The sequence below is a fragment of the Nonomuraea sp. NPDC003707 genome (assembly GCF_053587055.1).
Genome location: NZ_JBSFNK010000025.1, coordinates 13,422 through 36,225, shown reverse-complemented (window position 1 = coordinate 36,225; position 22,804 = coordinate 13,422). Strand labels below are relative to the sequence as shown.

The 22,804-nt window shown below is 72.2% G+C and carries 22 protein-coding genes; 13 read left to right on the top strand and 9 right to left on the bottom strand.

Annotated features, from left to right (window positions below):
* The first annotated feature begins 12 nt into the window (after positions 1-12).
* Complete coding sequence (locus ACWDRB_RS44515; protein ID WP_449904640.1) at positions 13-2,604, top strand: LuxR C-terminal-related transcriptional regulator; 2,592 nt, start codon at positions 13-15, stop codon at positions 2,602-2,604.
* Here the strand turns inward: ACWDRB_RS44515 and ACWDRB_RS44510 are convergent.
* On the bottom strand, positions 2,581-3,042 hold the full coding sequence (locus ACWDRB_RS44510; protein ID WP_449904638.1) for a GNAT family N-acetyltransferase: 462 nt from the start codon (positions 3,040-3,042) through the stop codon (positions 2,581-2,583). The two genes, ACWDRB_RS44515 and ACWDRB_RS44510, sit on opposite strands and share 24 nt — an antisense overlap.
* 252 nt (positions 3,043-3,294) lie before the next feature.
* Here ACWDRB_RS44510 and ACWDRB_RS44505 point away from each other — a divergent pair, with 252 nt between their 5' ends.
* The 5 genes from ACWDRB_RS44505 (at position 3,295) to ACWDRB_RS44485 (ending at position 8,972) form a co-directional block, all read left to right on the top strand.
* A complete protein-coding gene (locus ACWDRB_RS44505) occupies positions 3,295-4,308 on the top strand; it encodes a LacI family DNA-binding transcriptional regulator (RefSeq protein WP_449904636.1) in 1,014 nt (337 codons plus the stop codon).
* Positions 4,309-4,385: 77 nt separating this feature from the next.
* Entirely contained in the window at positions 4,386-6,263 is a 1,878-nt protein-coding gene (locus ACWDRB_RS44500) for a DUF2264 domain-containing protein (protein WP_449904634.1), read from the top strand.
* Positions 6,264-6,356: 93 nt separating this feature from the next.
* Positions 6,357-6,827 (top strand): MarR family winged helix-turn-helix transcriptional regulator, encoded by a 471-nt coding sequence (locus ACWDRB_RS44495; protein WP_449904632.1) that lies wholly within the window; start codon positions 6,357-6,359, stop codon positions 6,825-6,827.
* Between the two features lie 88 nt (positions 6,828-6,915).
* Positions 6,916-8,007: an NAD(P)/FAD-dependent oxidoreductase gene (locus tag ACWDRB_RS44490; RefSeq protein WP_449904630.1), complete on the top strand. Its 1,092-nt coding sequence runs from the start codon at positions 6,916-6,918 to the stop codon at positions 8,005-8,007.
* Between the two features lie 56 nt (positions 8,008-8,063).
* Positions 8,064-8,972 carry an LLM class flavin-dependent oxidoreductase gene (locus ACWDRB_RS44485; RefSeq protein ID WP_449904628.1) on the top strand — a complete coding sequence of 303 codons (909 nt, stop codon included), beginning with the start codon at positions 8,064-8,066 and terminating at the stop codon, positions 8,970-8,972.
* On the opposite strand, the gene ACWDRB_RS44480 is transcribed toward ACWDRB_RS44485, so the two are convergent.
* Positions 8,908-9,468, bottom strand: coding sequence for a hypothetical protein (locus tag ACWDRB_RS44480; protein WP_449904626.1), 561 nt, complete (start codon positions 9,466-9,468; stop codon positions 8,908-8,910). The genes ACWDRB_RS44485 and ACWDRB_RS44480 overlap by 65 nt on opposite strands.
* A 376-nt stretch (positions 9,469-9,844) precedes the next feature.
* Between ACWDRB_RS44480 and ACWDRB_RS44475 the strand changes: the two genes are divergently transcribed.
* On the top strand, positions 9,845-11,041 hold the full coding sequence (locus ACWDRB_RS44475; RefSeq protein WP_449904624.1) for an AAA family ATPase: 1,197 nt from the start codon (positions 9,845-9,847) through the stop codon (positions 11,039-11,041).
* On the opposite strand, the gene ACWDRB_RS44470 is transcribed toward ACWDRB_RS44475, so the two are convergent.
* From ACWDRB_RS44470 to ACWDRB_RS44455, 4 genes are all read right to left on the bottom strand, one after another.
* A complete protein-coding gene (locus ACWDRB_RS44470; protein ID WP_449904622.1) occupies positions 10,970-12,217 on the bottom strand; it encodes an MFS transporter in 1,248 nt (415 codons plus the stop codon). The genes ACWDRB_RS44475 and ACWDRB_RS44470 overlap by 72 nt on opposite strands.
* Positions 12,214-13,533 carry a cytochrome P450 gene (locus ACWDRB_RS44465; protein WP_449904620.1) on the bottom strand — a complete coding sequence of 440 codons (1,320 nt, stop codon included), beginning with the start codon at positions 13,531-13,533 and terminating at the stop codon, positions 12,214-12,216. Before ACWDRB_RS44465 ends, ACWDRB_RS44470 begins: the two co-directional genes overlap by 4 nt.
* Positions 13,534-13,917: 384 nt before the next feature.
* The gene (locus tag ACWDRB_RS44460) at positions 13,918-14,445 is read right to left on the bottom strand and encodes a hypothetical protein (protein WP_449904618.1); all 528 of its coding nucleotides are present in this window, start codon (positions 14,443-14,445) and stop codon (positions 13,918-13,920) included.
* Between the two features lie 79 nt (positions 14,446-14,524).
* Positions 14,525-15,250, bottom strand: a complete 726-nt coding sequence (locus ACWDRB_RS44455; protein WP_449904616.1) for a LuxR C-terminal-related transcriptional regulator — start codon at positions 15,248-15,250, stop codon at positions 14,525-14,527.
* A 139-nt stretch (positions 15,251-15,389) separates the two neighbouring features.
* Here ACWDRB_RS44455 and ACWDRB_RS44450 point away from each other — a divergent pair, with 139 nt between their 5' ends.
* Positions 15,390-17,273 (top strand): hypothetical protein, encoded by a 1,884-nt coding sequence (locus ACWDRB_RS44450; protein WP_449904614.1) that lies wholly within the window; start codon positions 15,390-15,392, stop codon positions 17,271-17,273.
* Between the two features lie 138 nt (positions 17,274-17,411).
* On the top strand, positions 17,412-18,053 hold the full coding sequence (locus ACWDRB_RS44445; RefSeq protein ID WP_449904612.1) for a class I SAM-dependent methyltransferase: 642 nt from the start codon (positions 17,412-17,414) through the stop codon (positions 18,051-18,053).
* Between the two features lie 11 nt (positions 18,054-18,064).
* On the opposite strand, the gene ACWDRB_RS44440 is transcribed toward ACWDRB_RS44445, so the two are convergent.
* On the bottom strand, positions 18,065-19,045 hold the full coding sequence (locus ACWDRB_RS44440) for a C40 family peptidase (protein WP_449904610.1): 981 nt from the start codon (positions 19,043-19,045) through the stop codon (positions 18,065-18,067).
* Between the two features lie 298 nt (positions 19,046-19,343).
* Here ACWDRB_RS44440 and ACWDRB_RS44435 point away from each other — a divergent pair, with 298 nt between their 5' ends.
* Complete coding sequence (locus tag ACWDRB_RS44435) at positions 19,344-19,742, top strand: hypothetical protein (protein WP_364256253.1); 399 nt, start codon at positions 19,344-19,346, stop codon at positions 19,740-19,742.
* A gap of 92 nt (positions 19,743-19,834) precedes the next feature.
* Positions 19,835-20,452 (top strand): DUF305 domain-containing protein, encoded by a 618-nt coding sequence (locus ACWDRB_RS44430; RefSeq protein WP_449904608.1) that lies wholly within the window; start codon positions 19,835-19,837, stop codon positions 20,450-20,452.
* Between the two features lie 71 nt (positions 20,453-20,523).
* On the opposite strand, the gene ACWDRB_RS44425 is transcribed toward ACWDRB_RS44430, so the two are convergent.
* Positions 20,524-20,994, bottom strand: coding sequence for a cytochrome P450 (locus ACWDRB_RS44425; RefSeq protein ID WP_449904606.1), 471 nt, complete (start codon positions 20,992-20,994; stop codon positions 20,524-20,526).
* A gap of 29 nt (positions 20,995-21,023) precedes the next feature.
* Here ACWDRB_RS44425 and ACWDRB_RS44420 point away from each other — a divergent pair, with 29 nt between their 5' ends.
* Positions 21,024-21,164 (top strand): hypothetical protein, encoded by a 141-nt coding sequence (locus ACWDRB_RS44420; protein WP_449904604.1) that lies wholly within the window; start codon positions 21,024-21,026, stop codon positions 21,162-21,164.
* A gap of 42 nt (positions 21,165-21,206) precedes the next feature.
* Here the strand turns inward: ACWDRB_RS44420 and ACWDRB_RS44415 are convergent, their stop codons facing one another.
* Entirely contained in the window at positions 21,207-21,740 is a 534-nt protein-coding gene (locus tag ACWDRB_RS44415; protein ID WP_449904602.1) for a MarR family winged helix-turn-helix transcriptional regulator, read from the bottom strand.
* Between the two features lie 107 nt (positions 21,741-21,847).
* On the opposite strand from ACWDRB_RS44415, the gene ACWDRB_RS44410 reads away from it, so the two are divergent.
* Entirely contained in the window at positions 21,848-22,783 is a 936-nt protein-coding gene (locus tag ACWDRB_RS44410) for an NADP-dependent oxidoreductase (protein WP_449904600.1), read from the top strand.
* The last annotated feature ends 21 nt before the right edge of the window (positions 22,784-22,804 follow it).

Here is a 22,804-nt window from a genome sequence, read left to right as displayed (position 1 = left end):
TACCATCCCTCTGTGCGTCATCTGTGGCCCTTCGCCGGTCGGGAATCCCAGCTCGCGGCGATCCGATCGGCGGTGGAGGCCGGCGGCGCCGTCGTGGCCGGGCCGGCGGGCGCGGGCAAGAGCCGCCTGGCGGCCGAGGCACTGTCCGGCGCCGGCGACGTGACCTGGATCCTCGCCACCGCCGCCGCCTCGGACCTCCCGCTGGGCGCCATGGCGCACCTGCTGCCCGCCCAGCCGCCGCACGGCAACGTGATCCGCTGGGCCGCCGACGCCCTGGACCGCGAGCGGCTGGTGCTCATGGTCGACGACGCCCACCTGCTGGACCCGGTCTCGGCCGTACTGGTGCACCACCTGGTGACCGGCGGCCGGGCACGCGTGCTGGCGACGACACGCAGCGGGGAACGCGCGCCCGACGCCGTGACGGCGCTGTGGAAGGACGACCTGCTCCCGCGTCTGGACCTGGCCCCGCTGACGCTCCGGGAGGCGGGCCTGGTCCTGGCCGGAGCGCTGGGCGGGCAGGTCGAGGCGCCCACGGTCCGGCGGCTGTGGCGGGCCAGCGAGGGCAACGCGCTGTTCCTGCGCGAGCTGGTGCTGGCCGGCGAGTCGGGCGGCGCGCTCGCCGAGCGGCGCGGGGTGTGGCACTGGTCGGGCGAGATCTCGGTGACGACGCGGCTGCGCGAGCTGATCGAGAGCCGGATCGGCGACGTCGACCCCGGCGAACGGGCCGCGCTGGAGCTCGTCGCCCACGGCGAGCCGCTGTCCGTGGACGCGCTGTCCGCGCTCGCCCCGCTGGACACCCTTCGGCGTCTGGAGGATCGCCAGCTCGTCACGATCTCCCCGGAGCCCCTGCCCGCCAGACCCCTGGAACCCTTGTATTTTCCTGAGCCGCTGTCCGTACGGCTCGCGCATCCGCTCTACGGAGAGGTGATCCGGGCCGGGTGCGGCACGTTGCGTACCCGCGAGGTGCTCAGGAGCCTGGCCGACGAGGTGGGCGGCCGCACCGGCGCGGACCCGCTCCGCGTCGCGGTCTGGCGGCTCGACAGCGGGACGGCCGGCGACCCCGCCGCGCTCGTCGAGGCGTGCAACATCGCGCGGAACGTCCGTGACCTGCGGCTCGCGGCCCGGCTCGGACGGGCCGCGCTGGCGGCAGGGGGTGGGTTCACGGCCGCCCTGGCGCTGGCGTCGGTGCTGTTCTACGACGACCGGTACGACGAGACCGAGACCGTCCTGCCGGACCTGGCCGACGCCCCGACGGACGACATGACGCGGGCCGACCTGATGTCCGTGCACGCGCTCAATCTCTTCTGGGGGCTGGGCCGCGCAGCCGAGGCCCGGGCCATGCTGACGGACGCCTGCGCCACGATGACCGCTACGGAGCCGCGCCAGGGCCTCCTGGTGATGCGCGGCTCCATCGAGTACATGATGGGCATGTTCGACCAGCTCGGGCGGTCGGTCGCGGAGATCCGCCGGATCGCCCCGCTCAGCTCCCGGTTCGAGCTCGGGCTGGCCCCGCTGGAGGGAGGCAGGCTCGTCCACGAAGGACGCGCCCGGCAGGCCGTCGCCCGCGTGGACGAGGCGCTCGGCAGCGTCGGAGACCTGCCCGGAGGGCTGCCGTCGGTCACGGCCACGCTGGCGGAGACGGGGGTCGGCGCCGCCGTTCTCGCCGGCGACCTGGCCGCGGCGCACCGGTTCGCCGACGTGGGGTACCGCATCGGCGAGGACTATGTGGGCTGGGACCGTGCGCTGATCATGTTCGGGGCGCTGCGCGGCCGAGTGGCCAGGCTCCAGGGGCGGCCCGCCGAGGCCGTCCGGCTGTGCAGGCAGGCCGCCGTGCGGCTGCGGGGCCGTACGCTGCACGGCGGGCTGTGCCTGGCCGAGCTGGCCCACGCGTACGCGCTCACCGGCGACGTGGCCGCGGTGCGGGCGACCACGGAGCTGGCCGGAGAGCTGGGCCTGCGGGTCGGTCACCAGGTCGAGTTCGCCTTCCGGCTGGCGCGGCCGTGGGCGCTCGCGGCCGACGGCGACCTGGCCGGGGCGGTCGAGGCGGCGCTCGAGACCGCCGACGCGGCCGGGGAGCTCCGAGCGTACGAGCTGTACGCCCTGCACGACGCCGTCCGGCTCGGCGCCTCCGGCCTGGTCGCCGACCGGCTCGCCCGGCTGGCCGCCTCCGTGGAAGGCGACCTGGCCCCGATCCTCGCCCGGCACGCGGCGGCCGAGGACGCTCCCCAGGAGCTCGACGCGGTGTCGCTGGCCTTCGAGTCGCTCGGCATGCTGCTGCACGCGGCGGAGGCCGCCGCCCAGTCCGCGGCCGCGTACCGGAGGCAGGGGCTGCCGCGGCGGCAGCGGGCCGCCGAGATCCGCGCGTGGCGGCTGGCCCGCCGCTGCGAAGGCGCCCGCACCCCGGCGCTGACCGGCCTGGCCGCGCCGCAGCTGACCGCCAGGCAGCGGCAGATCGCACAGCTGGCCGCCTCGGGCCTGAGCAACCAGGACATCGCCGACCGGCTGGTGCTCTCCCGCCGGACGGTCGCGAACACGCTGGTGCAGGTCTACGAGCGGACCGGACTGAACAGCCGGGCCGAGCTAGCCGACCTGCTCTTCACCTGACCGGGGCGGGCTCACGTAGTGGTACACCAGCGCCGGCTCACCGGCCGCGTTGAGCCAGCGGGCGCGGCCGCTGCCGACCCTGCGCCAGCCGGAGCGTTCGTAGAACGCTATGGCGGCCGTCCCCTCGGAGGAGACCTCCAGCTTGAGAGGGGTTTCGACGGCGGCGCGCACGGTGTCGAGGAGCCGGGCGGCCAGGCCGCGCCCGCGGGCGGCGGGGGTGACGAACAGGCGGGTGACCTCCATGCCCCGAGTGAGCGCCACGTGGCCGAGCACCGCCTCCGCCTCGACGGCTATCCACGCCCCGATCAGGCCGTCCGGCGTCAGCCAGCCGGCCGGGTCGCGCGGCCAGTCCACGGGGTAGCGGTCGCTGGCCTGGACCTCGGCGAGGGCCTTCGTGCAGGCGTCCAGGTCGTCGGGGGTTCTGTCGCGGATCTCCACGCGGGCCAGCCTACGAGGCCCAGGGGCGGGCGCTGCCATCAGCGGCCGGTCACGGGAGCTGGGGGTGAGCGGCTCCTCGCGATCGGTGCGGCTCTTCGTTGCCGGAGTCGGTCGGGCGGGCTTGCGGCGTACGCGCCGGAACCGCGGTCGTGCGATATCGTTAAACCGCTTTAACAGCGGGGATAAGGGGGATGGATGCCTCGCCGGGCCGTTCCTGAGGATGGTCGGCCCCGTCCCTCGACGATCCGGGACGTGGCCAAGCACGCCGGTGTGTCGGTGGCGACCGTGTCGCGGATCCTGTCGGGCTCGTACCCGAGCGCTCCCGCCACCCGGAGCAAGGTGATGCGGGCGGTCCGGGAGCTCGACTACGTGGCCAACGCGCACGCGCGAGGGCTGGCGGGGGCGCGGCCGAAGAGCGTGGCGATCGTGGTGAACTCGGTGGTGTCCCCGCATTACGCGCATGTGGCGCAGGGCGTGCAGGACCAGGCGGTGCGCGAGGGCCGGCTGTGCATCGTGGGCACCACGGGCGGGGACGCCGAGCGGGAGCTGGCCATGGTGCGGCTGCTGCGGGAGGAGCACGCCGAGGCGGTCATCCTGGTCGGCAACATGCCGATCGACGACGCCTACCGGGAGCGGATGGCGGACTACGCGCGGGCGCTGGCGGTGGCGGGGTCGCGGCTGGTGTTGTGCGGGCGTCCGGCGCTGGGGGAGGAGGTGCCGGCCATCGTGGTGGAGTACGACAACACCGGTGGCGCCCACGCGATCACCAGTCATCTGCTCTCGGCCGGTCACCGGCGGATCCTGTTCCTCGGGCGGCGGGCCGGTTACACGACGCCGGAGAGCCGGATCGCGGGCTATCGGGCGGCGCTGGCCGCGCACCGGGTGGAGCATGACCCCGGGCTCGAGGTGGACAGCGTGGTGATGGACCGGCGCGACGGCTACCGCATGATGCGGGAGCGGCTGGAGGCGGGGCCGCGTGACTTCACCGCGGTGTTCGCCGGGAACGATCTGCTGGCGGCCGGGGCCCGGGCGGCGTTGCGGGAGCGCGGCCTGCGGGTGCCGGACGACGTGTCGCTGGTCGGCTTCGACGACCTTCCGCCGGCCGACGACATCGACCTGACCACCGTGCACGTGCCGCACGAGGAGCTGGGCCGGACCGCTGTGCGGCTGGCCCTGGACACCGACACGGCCGGGATGAGCCGGCACGTGATGCTCGGCACGCACATCATCGTCCGCGACTCCGTCCGCCCTCTTCTGCACGTCTGAGACAGAGTTAAACCGTTTACAGGGACGGTGCCACTCCGTCGAAGGTATGCCCAGGTGGATGCCGTAGTATCCGGTTCATGTCCTCCCCCCTGCGCCTCCCGCCTGCCGACCCGCAGCTGTCCGATTTCACCGGCTGGACCCGTGCTCACTGGGAGAGCGTGGCGGACCACCTGCTCGACTCCGTGGCGCCGTACGCCACGGACGGTTTCGCCCAATACCGCCTGCCCGGGCGGGCGAGCCGGTCGGGCACCGTCAGCGACGGGCTGGAAGGGTTCGCCCGCACGTTCCTGCTCGCGGCCTTCCGCATCGCCGGGGCGGGTGGCGACGTGCCGCCCGCCCTGCTGGAGCGCTACGCCGCGGGGCTGGTGGCCGGCACCGATCCCGCGCACCCGTACGCCTGGCCGCCCCTGACGGACATGTCGCAGCCGCTCGTGGAGGCCGCCTCCATCGCGCTCGCGCTGCACGAGACCCGGCCCTGGCTGTTCGACCGACTGTCACCGGAGCAGCGGGAGCGGGTGGTGGCCTGGCTGGCCGGGTTCGTCGGGCGGCGCACGCCGGACAACAACTGGGTGCTGTTCCAGGTCGTCGTGGAGCAGTTCCTCGCCGAGGTGGGCGGGCCGCACGACCCCGGCGAGATCGCCGGCGGGCTGGAGCGGATCGAGGAGTGGTACGTCGGCGACGGCTGGTACTCCGACGGCAAGGGCAAGAACTTCGACTACTACTCCGGCTGGGCGATGCACCTGTATCCGTCGCTGTGGGCGCGGATGGCCGGCGACACCGCCCGCGGGCGGCTCTACGCGGACCGCCTGCATCGGTTCCTGGAGCACTACCAGCACCTGTTCGCCGCCGACGGCGGGCCGGTGCACCAGGGGCGGTCCCTGATCTACCGGTTCGCCACGGTCGCGCCGCTCTGGCTGGGCGCGCTGACCGGAGCCTCGCCCCTGCCCCCGGGGCGGACCAGGCGGATCGCGAGCGGCGTGCTGCGCCACTTCGTCGAACGCGGCGCCCCCGACGAGCGCGGCCTGCTCACCTGCGGCTGGTACGACGCCTTCCCGCCCGGCACCCAGGACTACTCCGGCCCCGCCTCGCCGTACTGGGCCAGCAAGGCCTTCCTCGGCCTGCTGCTGCCGCCCGGGCACCCGGCCTGGACGGACGCCGAGGCGGCCGCGCCGGTCGACCGCGCCGACCAGGTCGTGGCGATGTCCCCGCCGGGCTGGCTGCTGCACGCCACCCGCGAGGACGGCGTCGTCCGGCTGGTCAACCACGGCAGCGACCGCGACCGCGTCCAGGACCCCGCAGGACCGCCGGACCCGCACTACCTGAGGCTCGCCTACACCAGCCACACCGGACCCGACATCGGCGAGCAGGCGGTCGACGGGCAGCTCGCCGTCGTCTCACCGCAGGGGGCGCCCTCCCGGCGGCGCCGCATCGAACCCCTCGCCGTGAGCGAGCGCTTCGCCGCCTCGGCGTACCAGGACGGGCCCGTCCGCGTGGTGACCGCCTCCGTGGTCGACGGCGCGGCCGAGATCCGGATCCACCAGGTCACGGCGCCCGCCGGACACCAGGTACGCGACGGCGGCCACGCGGTGGCCGGTCCGCGGCCGCCCGAGGCCCGGTCCGGGGACACCTGGGCGCTGGCCCGGCGCGCGGACGGCCTGACCAGCGTGGTGCGCGGGCTGCACGGCTACACGGGGGCGGGCGTGGCGAGCGGGCACGGCGTGAACGCCTTCGGAGCGCACTCCGCCACGCCGTACCTGATCCGCGACGCCCACCCGGGCGGGACCGCCGTGTACGTCAGCCTGGTCCTGCTCACGGCGGCCGAACGGGAGCCGGCGACGCCGGAGGTGCTGGTGAACGGGGACGAGGTCACCCTGCGTCCGCCCGCCGGGGATCCGATCACGGTCCGCCTCGGCGCCGGCACCCTGGTCATGCCCGCGGGCCGGCAGGGGGAGTAGCACGTGCACGAGACCTATGTGACCACCCGCCTCTGACCCGAAGGGGTAGTTCGCCCTACGAATTGTCAGGCATTTGAATGTTACCCTGAACGCGTGGAAAAGCATGATGAGGGGCGGATCGGGGTGGTGGCCGCGCTGGTGCGGTCCACGTTCCTGACGAACGCCGTGTACGCCGAGTCCGCCAGGGAATATGGCCTCACCTCGCAACAGGGGCAGTTGTTGTGCGTGCTGATGGCGCAGCCGTACGGCATGAGCGAGCTGGGCGCGATGCTGGGGCTGGCCAAATCCAGCCTCACCGGCCTGGTGGACCGCACCGAGCGCAACGGCCTGGTCCAGCGCAGACCGGACCCGCACGACTCGCGCGCGCTGCGGATCGCGCTGACCAGGAAGGGTTCCGAGCTCGCCGCGGAGTTCTACACGGAGACCTGCGCGCGGATCGAGAACCTGACGGCGGGCCTCGCCGCCGCCGACCGTGACGCGCTCGCAGACCTGCTCGGCCGGGTCGTGCAGGACAACAAGGTCCCCGTGGTCTTCCTGGAGCCCGGCGAGGGGGCCCACTCGTAAAGCCGCCCCCCGAGTTGCAGTTCGTGTAGCGAACTAATATGGTTCGTAGCACGAACTCAACCTATTCTGTTGATCGGGGCGTGCAATCATGAGTCGTAAAGTTGTGGTCGTCGGCGGTGGTTACGGCGGTTCGGCGCTGGCCAAGGCGCTGGACGCCGAGGCCGAGGTCGTCCTCGTCGATCCCCGGGACGCGTTCTTCAACACGGCCGGGTCGCTGCGGTCGGTGACCCGGCCGGAGTGGGGGAGCAACATGTTCTTTCCCTACAGCGGGTTCCTGACCCGGGGCACGGTGATCCGCGACCGTGCGGTCTCCGTGGATCCCGGCGGCGTCACCCTGGCCTCGGGGCAGCGGGTCGAGGCCGACTACCTGGTCCTGGCCACCGGCTCCAGCTACACCTACCCGGCCAAGCCCGTCGCCGACTCCACCGAGCAGGTCCTGGACGACCTCCGCGCGACCCACAAGGAGCTGGCCGGCGCCGAACACGTGCTGATCCTGGGCGCCGGCCCGGTCGGTCTGGAGCTGGCCGGGGAGATCAAGGAGGTCTGGGCGCACAAGCACGTGACCGTCGTCGACCCGGCCGGGCAACTCCTGCCGGCGTTCGAGCCGGAGCTGCGCCAGGACCTGCACCGCCAGCTCGATGAGCTCGGCATCCACCTGCGGCTGGGCACCCACCTGACCGTGCCGCCGGCGACCGAGCCCGGCGAGGCCGGGACCTTCACCGTCACCACCGCCGATGGGGAGGAGATCACCGCCGACATCTGGTTCCGCGCCTACGGCGTGCGCGTCAACAGCGACTACCTCGCCGACGGCCGGCTCACCACCCGCACCCCGCAAGGGCAGGTGCGGGTCACCGAGACGCTCAACGTCCACGGGTACGACCACGTCTACGCGATCGGCGACATCACCGACGTGCCCGAGGCCAAGATGGCCGGGTACGCGATGCAGCACGCCGAGGTGGTGGCGGGCAACATTCTCGCCCAGCTGCGCGGCGAGCGGCCCACCGCCGCCTACCGGCCCCTGCCCCACCCCATGATCCTGCTCCCGCTCGGACCGCGCGGCGGCGTCGGCCAGCTGCCCAGCCCCGACGGCCCGGCCGTCGTCCCGGCCGAGACGGTGTCGGCGTACAAGGGCGCCGACCTGTTCACCGGCCGCTTCACCGAGCAGTTCGGCGCCGCCTGAAAGGCCTCCCGGCCGCGGCAGGTGTGATCATGAAATTCGATAGGAAAGGCAGAACCTTGTCCGGACACGACGTAGTCTTCGGCTTCGGCGCGCACAGCGGCGTCGACGAGGGGCCGGAGCTGCTGCGCATGGCCCAGCAGGCCGACCGCGACGGTCTCGACCTCCTGTCGCTGTCGGACCACCCCTACATCGGCAGGCGCCTGGACGCGTACGCCGCCCTCGGGTTCATCCTGGGGAGTACGCAGCACGTCGCCGGCCTCGTCAACGTCACCAACCTGCCGACCCGCCCCGCTCCCATGCTGGCCAGGACCGTCACGTCGTTGTCGGCGCTGTCGCGGGGCCGGGTCGTGCTGGGCATGGGCGCGGGCGGGCTGTGGGACCGGATCGCCGACATGGGCGTGCCCCGGCTGTCGCCGGGCGCCGCCGTGGACGCCTTCGAGGAGGCGATCGTCCTGGTCAAGAAGCTGTCGGGCGGCGGCCCGCCGGTCACCTTCGAGGGCCGCCACTACCAGGTGCACCAGATCGAGCCGGCTCCCGTGGCTGCTCCTCAGGTGTGGACGGGATCGAACGGCGCGAAATCCCTGGCCGCCACCGGCCGGGTGGCCGACGGCTGGCTCCCCGGCCACGCGGCGGACTGGCTCAGCGAGCGCTACCGGACCTCGCGACCGATCATCGACGAGGCGGCGGCGGCCGCGGGCCGGGATCCACGCGAGATCCGTACGATCTACAACTTCCCGGGCCGCATCACCGACCGGCCGCTGCCCGCCACCCGTGACGGCGACGGCCGCTGGATCGGCGGCTCCGTCGGCCAGTGGGTCGAGGAACTGACCGGGGCCGTGCTGGAGCACGACGCGTCGGGTTTCATCCTCTTCTCGGCCGATCACGGCGTCGCCGATCTCGTCACCCTCGGCCGCTGGGCCGGGGAGATCGTCCCGGCCGTGCGCGAGGCGATCCGGGCCTCCTGAGGCGGCGCGTCAGCCGTACGCCCGGGAAGAACGTGAGGGCGTAACCCGCGAAGAGCAGGTCCACCACGAAGAACGCCCCCAGGGCCCAGAGGTCGTGGCTTCCCGGGGCGTGGACCTTGCCGCCGCCGTGGCCCGCGTACAGGGCCGGAGCCTGGTCACCGGCGGACAGCTCGTCCTCGTCGCGGCCGTGGAGCCAGGCGTCGGCAAGGCGCAGGCCGCCGTCGTCCGAGCGGAACGAGCCCTGCCACGAGCAGATGCCGTAGATGGAGCATTCGAGATGCTCGGCCGTGAACGTCCCCGTGGTGCCCTCGCCGCGCGCCGCCCGGATCTCCGGCGCCGCCGCGAGCACGGCGAAGTACGCGCTCACCACGGCCAGCGCCAGCATGCCGAGGCCATAGAGCTCGACGACGCCGAGCCGGAGCCCGCCCCCACGGGCCCCCGCCTTCGCCCTGCGTGTCTTTCCGGCCGATCCGCCGGGCCCCCGTCCTTGCCGCAACGCCCACCTCCCGGTCGGGTGTGTGCTTCCCCCTTCAGCATGCACCCGCCGGGAGGACGGGGGTGGCTCAGCCGAGCAGCTCGGAGCCGGAACTTCAACTGCCGCACGGTCGACGGTGCGGCGGCATTCGCGCGGCGCTCCCCGCGGAATTCGCCCGGCGATATACGGAGAGTGGTCACCTGAACGCGTATCTTTTCCGGGCCGCCCACGGTAATTCCAGGCCGAACTCGAGAAAGAAACGGGCGCGGCGGAGAAGTCAAATTCCGGACATCGGACTCCGGCATAAGTCGTGACTCGGCGGGGGACAAAATGCTCATGCGAAGCACGCCGGGGCCCTATTTACGCGCATTCCCCACGACGTTATCAGTCGGCCGTAATGCGCGCGCCGACGCCCGGTAACGCCGTTTACCCGGAAGACCCCGACCAGGAAATTCCGGGTCCCGAGGGCTGCTCGGTCGCGGAGCAGCTGTTACAGCGCCTGGTGGCGCTGCGCCGATGGTCGGGGCAGCCGTCGCTGCGCAGGCTCCGCATCCTCGGCGGCTCGGTGGAGCTCGCGGACGGCACCTGGGTCGACGTGCTCCCGGAGACGACGGTCTCGGCGGTGCTGCGCGGTCACGGCCCGCGCGGCCTGCCGCGGCTGGCCCTGGTGGAGGCGTTCGTACGGGCCTGCCTGATGTCCTGCGGCCAGCAGCGGCACGCGGCCGAGCAGGTGCGGCGGTGGCGCCGGGCCTGGCGGGCGCTGGCGGCGGGCGAGGAGGGGGCGCCCGGGCCGGCCGAGCGGGATCCGGCGCCACCGCTGGCGGACGAGGAGGGGGCGCCCGGGCCGGCCGGGCGGGATCCGGCGCCACCGCTGGCGGACGAGGAGGGGGCGCCCGGGCCGGCCGGGCGGGATCCGGCGCTGCCGGTGCCGCGCCAGCTGCCGCGCCCGATCCGCGGGTTCGCCGGGCGGGAGCCGCAGCTGGCCCAGCTGGAGGAGTGGTCGCGGCGGCCGTACGGCGACCTGGCGGCCGGCCCGCTCGTCCTCGTGACCGGGCCGCCGGGGATCGGCAAGTCGGCGCTGGTCGTCCAGTGGGCGCACCGGTCGGCGGCGCGGTTCCCCGACGGCCACCTTTACGCGGATTTATCGGGAGACGCTGGGGCTCATCCGGTGATCGTCAGGTTTCTGCGGGCGCTGGGTGTGCGGGTGGCGCCCGACGACGAGGAGGAGGCCTCCTGCCTGTACCGGAGCGTGCTGGCCGGCAAGCTGATGCTGGTCGTGCTGGACAACGCCCGGTCGGTACGGCAGGTGCGCCCGCTGCTGCCCGGCTCGCCCACCTGCACGGTCGTCGTGAGCGCGCGGACGTACCTGAGCGACCTGGTGATCCGGGAGGGCGCGCTGCCGATGGAGCTGAGCGCGCTGAGCGACCACGACGCGTTCCGGGTGCTGTCGGCCGCGCTCAACGTCGAGTTCGCGCACCGGGACCGGGAGGCGTGCCGCCGGTACGTGGTCGAGGCCGGAGGCTCACCGCTCGCCCTGCGGATCCTGGCCGAGAGCCTGATCCGCGAGCGCAACGTACCGAGGCTGAACGCCTGAGAGCGCGAACACCCCGGCGGCCAGCAGCCCGCACAGCGCCGCCCCCGTGATCACGGCCGTGGTCGGCGCGAACTCGGCCGCCAGCCCCGCCACGGCGAACCCGAGCCCCTGGAAGAACATCATCCACGAGGCCCGCACGCTCAGCGCCCGCCCCAGCAGCTCCTTCGGCGCGGCGTCCAGGAGCATGCGGTCCAGGCCGAGCTGGAACGACGCGCCCAGGCCCGCGACGAACAGCACCCCCGCCGCCACCGGGATCGGCGGCCGGAACGCGAAGGCGAGCAGGGGCGCGAAGCACAGCGCGGCCAGCGCCGCCATCAGCCTGACCTGCCGCCCGGCGGACAGCGTCCAGTTCCCGGCGAACTCGGCGGCCACCGTGCCCAGCGGCAGCGCGGTCAGGAGCAGACCGGCGCCCACGGTGTCGTCCGCCGACAGCTCCGCCGCGTACGGCACCGCCAGCGCCTCCGGCGCGACCGCGAACGCGGGCACCGCCCAGGCGAACACCAGCAGGCGCCGCAGCGGCCGGACCGCCATGAGCCGGCCGATCCCCGACAGCGAGTCGCGCACCAGCGACTGCCCGGAGCCCGCGGCCGCCGGGCGCTCCCGCGTGCCGAACCGCAGCAGCGCGGCGGACAGGCCGAACGACACGGCGTCGGCCAGCAGCAGCGTGCCGGGCGAGACCACGGTCAGCGCGATGCCGCTCACCGCGAAGCCGCCGATCTGCGCGACCTGCGCCACCACCCGCATCAGGCTGCGCCCCGGCACGTACGCGTCGCCCGGCAGCACCTGCGGCATCGTGGCGGCCCGCGCGCCGCCGAACACCGGCCGGATCAGCCCCAGCGCGAACCCGAGCGCCAGCAGCGCCGCCGTCGGCGCGCCGGGCACCGCCATCGCCGCCGCCAGCACCGCCGAGATCAGGTTGCAGCCGACCAGCAGCCGCCGGTTCGGCACCCGGTCCACCAGCGCCGACAGCAACGTCCCCGCGACCAGCTGCGGCAGCATCGGCAGGGCGAACGTCACCGCGGCCAGCAGCGGCGAGTCGGACCGCAGGTAGACCAGCACGGTCAGGGCCAGCTGGGCCAGGACGCTCCCGGTCATCGACACAGTGTGCGCGGCGAAGATCGCGCGGAACTCGCCGATGGCCAGGGCGTCCCGGAAGCGGCCGGCCTTGGCCGTCATGCCCCCACCACGGTCCGTCCCGCGTGGGTGCGCCTCAACCTGACCCGCAGCGCCAGCGGCTCCAGCACCGGACCGGCGACGGCGTCGGAGTCCTGCAGGTCGAGCCCCTCGATGTCGTAGTGGGCCGCGATGTGCGCGGTCCCCACGATGGCCTGGTAGATGCCCAGGTGCATGCCGAGGCAGACCCGCGGCCCGGCGCCGAACGGGAAGTAGGTGAACCGGGGCTGCTGCGTGGGTTCGAGCCAGCGTTCGGGGCGGAACTCCTCCGCGTCCGGCCAGAACCGGGGGTCGCGGTGGATGAGGTACGGGCTGAAGCGCACGTCCATGCCGGGCCGCAGGGTGTAGCCGCCGAACGTGCAGGTCTTGCGCACCTTGCGCCCCATGAGCCAGGTCGGCGGATAGAGCCGCATGACCTCCTTCGTCACGGCGTCGGCGTACGGCAGGCTCCGCTCGTTGGCGAGGCCGCCGGAGTCGGCGATGACGGCCAGCGCCTCCTCCCGCAGCCGCTCCCGCACCTCCGGCCGCCGGGCCATCTCCCTGATCACCCACGCCATCGTCGCCCCCGGCGAGCCGAACGACGCGAGAATCATCGACGTCAGGAAGTTGATGGCCTCCTCCTCCGACGGCATGTCGGGATCGTCCGCCAGCAGCAGGTCGATCAGGTCATCCGGCGTTTCGTGCGGCGCGGCCTTGCGCTGCCGGAACTTCTCGGTGATGGCCGCGTTCACCCCGGCCTCGGCCCGCTGCACCCGTTTGATGGACGGCAGCGGCAGCCAGCTCGGGAAGGTCAGGCTCGAGTCCATGAACGGCAGCGCCAGCCCCGAACGCCGCTCCGCGGCATCGAAGACGGCCTCGTTGTCCAGGCCGAAACAGAACATCGCCGAGAGCTTGGCGCTGTAGCTCCGCATGAACGGCACCACGTGGAAGGCCCGGCCGGAGAGCGACGCGAGGCGTTCGTCGAGCAGGTCCGTCACCCGGTGCCCGTGGGACCTGACGACGTTCCTGGTCATGCCGTGCCAGGCGCGGCCCCGGGCCCGCATCCAGCCGTCCAGGTGGTCGCTCACCTCCTGGTCGGAATGCCAGGCCGGGAACAGCGACTCCTCGGTGAGATAGAGCTCGTTCGACTTCTTGAACAGCTCGCCGATCAGCTCGGGGTCCGCCACGAAGATGGTGGCCGGGCTGAAGGTGAAGATGTCGCCGTAATCGGCCTGGCAGCGCCGGAGAAATCCGATCCGGTCCCGGTCGTAGTCGTAGGAGTTGCCGACGGGCCAGCGTCCGCGCGGCCCCGGCGGCATTGTGTCGGCAGGCTTTCTCATCGCTCTGACCCTTTCGGTGGTGGCCGGCAATCGCGAACGCGGCCCACGCCGGCACGCGCCGAGGGCTCGCACCGGCGCGGAAACCGCGGTCATTCACCTGGGGTATTCGCCCGCCCACCGGGCGGGCACCCGTTCTTTAGAAGTCAGCCCAGGGGTAGCGGCCGCCCATCCGGCCCTTGTTCAGGCCCAGCAGTGTGGCAGCGGTGTGCTTGGCGAATGCCATTCTCCGACACCTCCTTTCTGCGTGAAGACCGACGCGGCTTTATTCGCCCGGTCGCGAACCCCATTTGATTTCCCCGGTAACCGGGGCGCAAGGGCTCGCACGAAATGGCAGGCATCCGCACGGATCAGCACACATTTCATAAAGGCGCGGCATTGCGCGGGCTAGGCCGTTCGCGCCGTCACGCTGCGCCAGCCGAAGGCGACGGCGCCGGTCAGGAGCGCCACCCCGGACAGCACGCCGCTGACGAGCGGCACCCAGGCGACCGCGCCCGTCGGGGCCAGGAGCAGGCCGGCGACGCCGAGCACGGTGAGGACCACACCGGGTACGGCGATGCCCCGGTCCTTCCAGATCGGCGCCAGGGCGATGAAGTGCACGCCGACCACGAACGCGACCCAGGCCACGTTGGCCTGCTCGGGGAGCCCCCAGGCGGCCAGCACCCGGAGCCCGCCGAAGAGCAGGAGCGCCTCGGCGGCGACGACGATCAGGTAACCGCGGCCGAACATGTTCCGCCGCGGTCCCCCGCCGGTGTGCTCTCTCCGGGCCGCGACGAACCACATGGCGATCACACTCGCGGCCGCCAGGCAGGCGGCCGCCCGCAGGACGTTCACGGTCAAGGTGTTCAGCGGGCTCTGCGCGTTGACGACGACGAAGACCGCGCCGAAGACCGCGCCGACCAGCAATCCAGTCATACGTTGCATGACATTCATTGAAGTGCGCGCCGGATCCCGCCTGCAGGGGGGCTGGGACGAGGGCAGGGTAGTCCTGGCCCTACCCCGCTGCACCGCGCAGGTAGGCGAGCACGGCCAGCACCCGCCGGTTGTCGTCGGCGGTCGCGGGCAGTTCGAGCTTGGCGAACACACTGGCCACGTGCTTGCCGACGGCCGCCTCGGTGATCGACAGGGCGCGGGCGACGGCGCTGTTGGAGCGCCCTTCGGCGATCAGCGCGAGCACCTCGCGCTCCCGCTGGGTCAGCCGGTGCGCAGGTTCGGTGGTCTCCCTGGCCCTGGCCCAGGTCTGTTCGAACAGGTCGATGAGGATGGCGATCAGGCTCTGCTGCCTGATCACGAGAGCCCCCGGAGAGTAGGGGACGGGGGTGATCCGGACGAACGCCACCGCGCGGTCGAAGACGAGCAGTTGCTGGATCGGTTCGTCGATGACCCGGTGCAGGTCGCCGGTGGCGTGCAGCTCCCTGATCCGGGCCGCCTTGCGGGGGTCATCCAGGACGCTCGCGTGGACGATCGTGCGCATCGTCATGCCGCGCCGCAGGGCGTCCAGCACGCGGAGCCGGCTCTTCTGCTCCTCGCGGCCGTGCTCCGCCGAGCCCACCGGGTGCATGGCGCGCAGTTCGCGGGCCGTGGCGGCGGCCTGCGCGATCTGCTCCCGGACGAGCTCGTTGTCCTCCACCCGCTCGACGTCGACGGGGATGCCGCGTAGCTCGCCCACCACCTCCTCCAGCCGCTGGGCAAGCTGGGCCAACGCCACGCTCTCGTTCACACGCCCCCTCATCCGTATGGGGACATTCTGACCGATCCCTTGGCGGCACTTGTGGCGGAGGTTACAAGAGAGGTCCAAGTGAGTCCCAAGACGGGCCGGGGAGCATGGTCCCTCTTCTGTGGAAAGAAAGGGACCCCCGATGAGAAGGACAGCGTTGCTGCTGGGTGCCGCGCTGCTCAGCAGCCTGCTGGCCGCCCCTCCGGCGCTCGCCGCCCCCGCCGTCAGTTCGGCCGCCTCTGCGGTCAGGACGGCCGCGCCTGCGGTCAGGACGGCCGCGCCTGCGGTCAGGACGGCCAAGGTCAAGGCGAGCCCCGCCAAGCAGTCCGGCGCCTGCCCCACCACGGTCGGCTTCTCCGCCGTGGTCGCGGCCAAGGGCCGGGGAACCGTGCGTTACCGCTGGGTACGCGGTGACGGCAGCAAGGGCGCCATCAAGAGCTTCCGCGTCAACGGCACGCGCAAGGTGGTCGTGACCGACCGCCAGACGTTCGACCGGAGCACCTCCGGCTGGCAGGCCGTGGAGATCCTCGGCAGGAAGGGGCTGTCGGCCAAGGGCCGCTTCAGCGTCGCGTGCGCGGGCCCCGTCGTGGTGTGGGACGGCGCCCACCCGCTGCCCGCCGAGCCCGGCAGGCCGCTGGTCGCCGCGGCCGACGTCGAGGCGAGCCCGGCGACCTACCGCGGCGCCTGCCCCACGACGGTGTTGTTCACGGGCACCGTCCAGGTGTCGCGCACGCCCGCCAAGGTCGACTACCAGTGGATCGACAGCAGCGCAGGGGAGGGGCGGCCCGAGTCGCTGTACTTCGCGGCGGGCGGGCCCCGTACCCGGCAGGTGACGCTGCCGCTGTCCGTGGGCAGCTCCACCGGCGGCTGGAAGGCCATCCGCATCCTCAACGCCGGCGGCCGCGACTCCGGACGCGCCACCTACCAGGTGACCTGCTCCACCACACCCACGACGCCTCCGCCCACGACACCTCCGCCGACGTCGCCGCCTCCTACGACGCCTCCGCCCTCCTCGCCTCCGCCTACGACGCCGCCTCCCACGACGCCTCCGCCTACGACGCCTCCGCCCGCGCAGAAGCCCGTGCCGCAGATCGTCGACGTCACCCCCGGCGACTACGAGGGCAGCTGCCTGGAATCCGTCTCGTACCAGGCCACCGGCCGCATCGCGCTCCCGGCCGGCCCGGCGCGCAAGGTCACGTACTGGTGGATCCTCGACGGCGTCAAGTGGACGCCGCAGACCGTCGACTTCCCCGCCGGCGACCAGCCCCGCACCCGTGACGTGTCCGCCACCTGGAGCCTCGACTCCGGCCGGAACGGCACCCACACGCTCGGCCTCGCGGCCGAGGGCGGCGGCGAGCCGGCCGAGCGCGAGTTCTCCTTCACCTGCGTCGACGAGGGCGGCGACGCCAAGCTGACCGCCGAGTACATGCTGACCTCCCACTTCACCGGCCAGTGCGACGGCTCCTTCACCCTGCGGGCGGACGCCATGGTCGTGACGGACCGCGAGGCGGACGTCAAGTACCGCCTGGTCGTCGACGGCAAGCCGGGCCGGCTCAGGACCGCCACGCTCAAGCCCGGTGTACGGAGCAGGATCGGCGACTTCTGGTACAGCAACGCCAGGTCCAGCGGCTCCGGCGTGGTCCGCCTGGAAGTCCTGAACCACAACAAGCCGGCCAAGCAGGAGCCCTACACCTGGACCTGCACGCAGCCCGACCCGTCGCCGGGCACGGTGCAGATCACCGAGATCGAGTCGGTCGGCTACTACGGGGACTGCGTCGCCGACCCGTACCTGACGGCCTTCGGCGAGTTCAAGGCGCCGGCGGGCACGGAGGTCAGCTACCACTGGGTCATCGACGGCCAGGCCGCGGAGACCTTCACCCACAAGATGCCGGAGGGCGGGGTCCTCGGCATCCAGGCGTTCAGCTGGAGCCGGCCGGCCAGGACCGACGGCACGATCAAGATCGAGGTCCTGAACCACAACAAGCCGACGGCGCAGACCACCTACCCCATCCGCTGCGAGAAATGACGACCCGTGCGTGCCGTCGTCCCGGCGACGGCACGCACACCGCCCGCGCCGACCGGGGCCCGCGAGTGGCTAGCAGGCCGTTTTCGGCCGCCATGAGCCAGTCTGGAAGACGGTAGCCCGCTAACAGAGGTGATCGTCGTGACTGACCTGTCCGGATTTCAGCATCCCCGCCTGGCCCGCGTCTACGTCCAGGCCTCCGCCGCCGCGGACCTGCGCGGCGGGCGGGAGCACCGGCAACGGCTCCTGGACGGGCTCGAGGGCCGGGTGATCGAGATCGGCGCCGGCAACGGCCGCAACTTCGCCCACTATCCCAAGACGGTCAGCGAAGTCGTCGCGGTCGAACCGGAGGACACCCTGCGCCGCTTCGCCGAGGCCGAAGCCGCCTCGGCGCCCGTGCCCGTGCGGGTCGTGGCCGGCCACGCCGAGGCTCTGCCGGGCGAAGCCGAGGCCTTCGACGCCGCGGTGGTCTCGCTCGTGCTGTGCAGCGTGCCCTCACCACCGGCGGCGCTGGCCGAGATCGCCCGGGTGCTCAGGCCGGGCGGGGAGCTGCGCTTCTACGAGCACGTACGATCGTCCAACCCGGCGCTCGGCCTGCTCCAGGACGCGATCACCCCGGTGTGGCGGCGCATGGCCGGAAGGTGCAGTCCCAACCGCGACACGCTCGCCGCGATCCGGCGGGCGGGCTTCGCCGTGGACGAGGTCGAGCGGTTCGCCTTCGCGCCGCAGCCGCCCATCCCCGCCCTCGCGCACGTCCTCGGCCGGGCTCACCGGACCACGTAGAGCACCCCCGGTCAGGGGCGGACCGCGCCGAGCAGGCGGGTGCGCCAGTAGTCGTCCAGATCGACGACCTTGATGACGTCCCCGGTCTGCGGCGCGTGCACCATCTTCCCGTTGCCGGCGTACATGCCCATGTGTCCCAGCCCCTTGCTGAAGAGCAGGTCCCCGGGCTGCAACGCGTTCAGGGGGACGCGGCGGGCGGAGCCCCAGCTCCACTGCGTCCAGGTCGTACGGGGCAGCTCGACCCCCGCCTGCCGCCAGGCGGCCTGGGTCAGGCCGGAGCAGTCGTAGGAGCCCGGTCCCGTGCCGCCGAACCGGTACGGCTTGCCCACCTGCGCGAAGGCGAACTGCAGCGCCAGGCGGGCGTTGCCGGAGGCCGGGCCCGTGTACTTGATGCCGGCGCTGTTGGGGTCGCCGGCATTGAAGGCGCCCAGCCTGCGCAGCAGCTTGGTCTGCTCGGCGATCAGTTTCTCGATCTTGGACTTCTCGTCGCTGACCTTGTCGCGTGCGGCGTCGGACTCGGCCAGGGTGCTCTTGGCGTCGTTGCGCCGGTCGCGCAGCTCCTTGGTGGCCGCCTCGTAGGCGCGGACCTTGGCCGCCCGGGACTCGGCCATCTCCCGGAAGGAGGCCATGCTGTTCAGGATCGCCGTGGGATCGGCCTGGCCTGCGAGCCCCTCCCACCCCCTGATCGGGCCGAACTGGTAGTCGTTGACGGCCAGCCGGACGAGGTCGTCGCGCAGGGAACCGGCTCGGGCGTCCTTGAGGCGGAGCTCGGTATTGAGGGTGTCGTACTTCTTCTTGGCCTTCTTGTACGCCTCCGTAGCCTGGTTGTACCGCTCGACCACCTGGTCGGCCTGCTCGTTCAGCTTCACGAGCTTGGCTCTGGCCTTGGCCGGCGACGGCTCGGCCACGGCGGCGCCGGGAGTGACGGCCAGTGCGACCAGGGACAGGGCCGCGGCCGCCGCTGTTCGTCCAAGCCTTGTCGGCAGGGCCACTACGACGCCTCCTCGTAAATCTCCAGAACCTGGGGCGAAATAGTACAGAAGTGAAAGGGCTGTCTGGCCTGTTTGCGGCATCGAGAATCCGGAACGGCGGGTACTACCTGCGCTAGGGGAGTGTCACGCCGGTCCAAGAGGAGATACGCACGCAGTGCCTCCGGCGTTCAACGGGAGACTCATGGTGTTGGGACGTCTACTACTATGGCTTGTAGTTGTTCTGTTGTCCGGGTGAGCAGTGACGTCGCTGGCTATCCTGGCGCGAATACTAAGGTCGGCAGCTGTGAGGGGGGAGCGCGTGGCACGGCGGTTGCTCCTGCCCGGCCTCCCCTGGCTGCTGCCTCTGCTGATCGCGTTCGGCGTGGCCGGCATGCACACGCTGGGGCATCTCGGCTCTCACCATGGTGGCGCCGTCGTTCAAGGCTCGCACGTTCACGCCTCTCCCGTGGAGTCTTTCGGGATGGACCGGGGTGAGGTCGCGATCTGCTCGCGGGACGCGGCCGGGTTCGATCCGAGCGACGTGTGCCTGGCCGTGCTCACCTCGGTCATCGCGCTTCTGATCGCGGTCGTCTGGGCCGCCACACTCTACTGGCGCGCGGGGATGGGCGGCTGGGGGTCCCCGGCGCGTACGGCGGCCAGAGCGCCGCCGCGCCGCCTGGCGCCGAACCCCGCAGTGCTCTCGGTGATGCGCATATAGGCCGAAATATCGGCGGACGGGCTGAAAAGCCCGGTTCGCGATGACGGCCTGCGTACCTCCATCACCGAAGGAAAAACACCATGTTCACGAATATGAGGATCCCGGCTGCCACCGCGGCGGCCGGAGCCGTGCTCGCGCTGGTCGCCGGCTGCGGCGGCACCGACAGCGGCTCGATGGGGCCGGACATGGCCGGCATGTCCAGCAGCGCACCCGCCGCGACGACGGCGAGCGCCTCGCCCGCGGCGGCGTTCAACGACGCGGACGTGATGTTCGCGCAGATGATGATCCCGCACCACCAGCAGGCGGTCGAGATGGCCGACCTGGCCGGGACCCGGGCCGCCGACAAGGAGGTCAAGGAGCTGGCCGCGAAGATCAAGGCCGCTCAGGACCCGGAGATCCAGACCATGCAGGGCTGGCTCACGGCGTGGGGCAAGCCGATGCCGTCCGAAGGCATGGACCACGGGATGGGCCATGACATGCCCGGCATGATGTCCGAGGACGACATGAAGAAGCTGGAGAAGGCCAAGGGCGGCGCGTTCGACCGGCAGTTCGCCGAGCTGATGATCGCCCATCACGAGGGTGCGATCCAGATGGCGCGTACCGAGCAGACGCAGGGCTCCAACGCCGAGGCCAAGGAGCTGGCCAAGACCATCGAGACCGCCCAGCAGGCCGAGGTCGCCCAGCTGCGGGAGATCCTCGACCGCCTCTAGGAGACGGCCTTCAGGAGCCGGTGGCCCGCCGCACGGCGCGGCGGGCCCCGGGACCGACCGGCTACCGCCTCTTAGCGACGGCCGCGGCGAGCTTGGCCACCTCCGCGTCGTAGCCGCGGCGCGGGTCGATCGGCCGGCGGATCTCGCGGCGGTGGCGTCAGATTCATGCGGATCCCGTCCGCGGCCCACAGCACGAACCGTTCGACGGGGACGACGTCGTGTCCGGTGGCCGGCTGGAAGCGGAATCTCCTCAGAAGGATCGCCGGCACCAGTTCGGCCTCGACCATGGCCAGGCTCGCGCCCTCGCAGCTGCGCGGACCGAGGCCGAACGGGACGTGGGCGTAGCGAGGTCGGTCGGCGACCTGGTCGGGGGTGAAACGGCCAGGGTCGAACGTCTCGGGATCGGGCCAGTACCGCGGGTTCATGTGGACGGCCCAGAACGGATAGAAGATGGTCGTCCCGGTGGGGATCTCGTAGCCGGCCAGGACGAGATCCTCGGTGGTCTCGCGGGCCCCGTACGGACCCGGCGGATACAGGCGCATCGATCCCGCTGATCGTGCTGTCGCACGGGATGGGTGACACGCGGGAGGCTTACCGGTTCCTCGCGCCACTCCTGGTGGAGGCGGGCTACCGGGTGGCAGCGCGGTCCGCGGCGATCGCCGACGCCGTAGACCCGGACGCCCGAATCCGCCGCTCGCGCCTGCTCGGATGATCCCGCGGCGCTCGTTGTCCCGGCGATGGGGCCGGGGCGCGATCAGGCTCCGCCGCCAGTGGGGCTCTGACGTGCGGCGCTCTTCCGGCGCGGCTTCGCCGACCGAGGCGGGATGGAGCGCATGTGATCGCGGACGACGGTGAGGACACGAGCGAGGCTGTCGATGTCCTCGCGCGCGAGCGGTTCGAGGAAGAGTTGCCGCAGGACGTCGATGTGACCGGGGAACACCCTGGCGAGCACGTCCCGTCCCGCCTCGGTGATGGTCACCGTCACGCCCCGGTCGTCCTCCGCGGACGGGCTGCGGGCGACGAGTCCGGCCTTCTCCAGCAGCCCCACCTGGTAGGTCAGGCCGCTGCGGCTGTACACAACCCCGTCTGCCAGCTCGGTCATGCGCCGGCTGCCGTCTGCCGCGTCCCCGAGTGTGGCCAAGAGCTGGAACTGGACGTAGCTGAGGTCGCCGGCGTCGCGCAACTGCTGCTCCACCGTGTGGCGCAGCAGGCTGCTCACCTCGATCAGCGCGAAGTAGGCGCCGAGTTCGGCGGGATCGAGCGGCAGAGGGGACTCTTCTTCGGTCATGCCGCAATCGTAGTTGCTTCGAACTCGAAGCAGTGCTAGCTTCACTTCAGTGCTTCGAATTCGAAGCATATAGCGTCTCTCGAAGAAGGAAGTTCGTCATGAAGGCAGTGCGATTCCACGAGTACGGCGATGCCGATGTCCTGCGCTACGAGGACGTGGCGCGGCCCGTCCCCAGCGCTGGTGAGGTTCGCATCCGGGTCGCGGCGACGTCGTTCAACCCGGTCGACGCCGGTATCCGCGGCGGTGGTCTCCAGGGCCCGTTCCCGGTGACGCTCCCGCACACGCCTGGCATCGACGTCGCCGGAACGGTCGACGCGCTCGGTGACGGCGTCGATGCGGTGGCGGTCGGTGACGAGGTCGTCGGATTCCTCCCGATGATCGGCGACGGCGCAGCTGCTGAGTACGTCATCGCGCCCGCCGAGGTCCTGGCGGCCGCGCCTTCGAGCGTGCCGCTCGCTGACGCGGCGGCCCTGCCGCTGGTGGGCCTGACCGCATGGCAGGCACTGTTCGAACTCGGCGAGCTCACCGCCGGGCAGCGCGTGCTCATCACCGGCGCCGGAGGCGCTGTCGGTGCCTACGCGGTGCAGCTGGCAAAGACCGCCGGCGCGCACGTCATCGCCACGGCGAGCCCGCGCAGCGCGGACCGGGTCCGGGCAGCCGGTGCCGACGAGGTCCTTGACCACACCACGACCGACGTGGTGGATGCGGTGACCCAGCCGGTCGACCTCTTGCTCAACCTCGCACCGATCGAGCCCTCGCAGCTCGCCGACCAGGCCGCTCTCGTGCGGTCCGGCGGGGCCGTGGTCAACACCACGGTGTGGATGCAGGCGCCGAGCGACGAAGGGCGCCAGGTGCGCGGGCTCAACGTCTTCGTCCGGAGCGACGCCAAGCAGCTCGCCGGCCTCGTGGCGGCGATCGACCGAGGCGAACTTCACATCGACATCAGCCGCCGTATCCAGCTCGAGGACCTCCCGGCCTTCCATGCGGAAGTCGCCGCCGGTGCCGTGTCCGGCAAGGTCGTCGTCCTTGCGCCGACCGCCTGACCCCTCTCATCCCTCACTGGA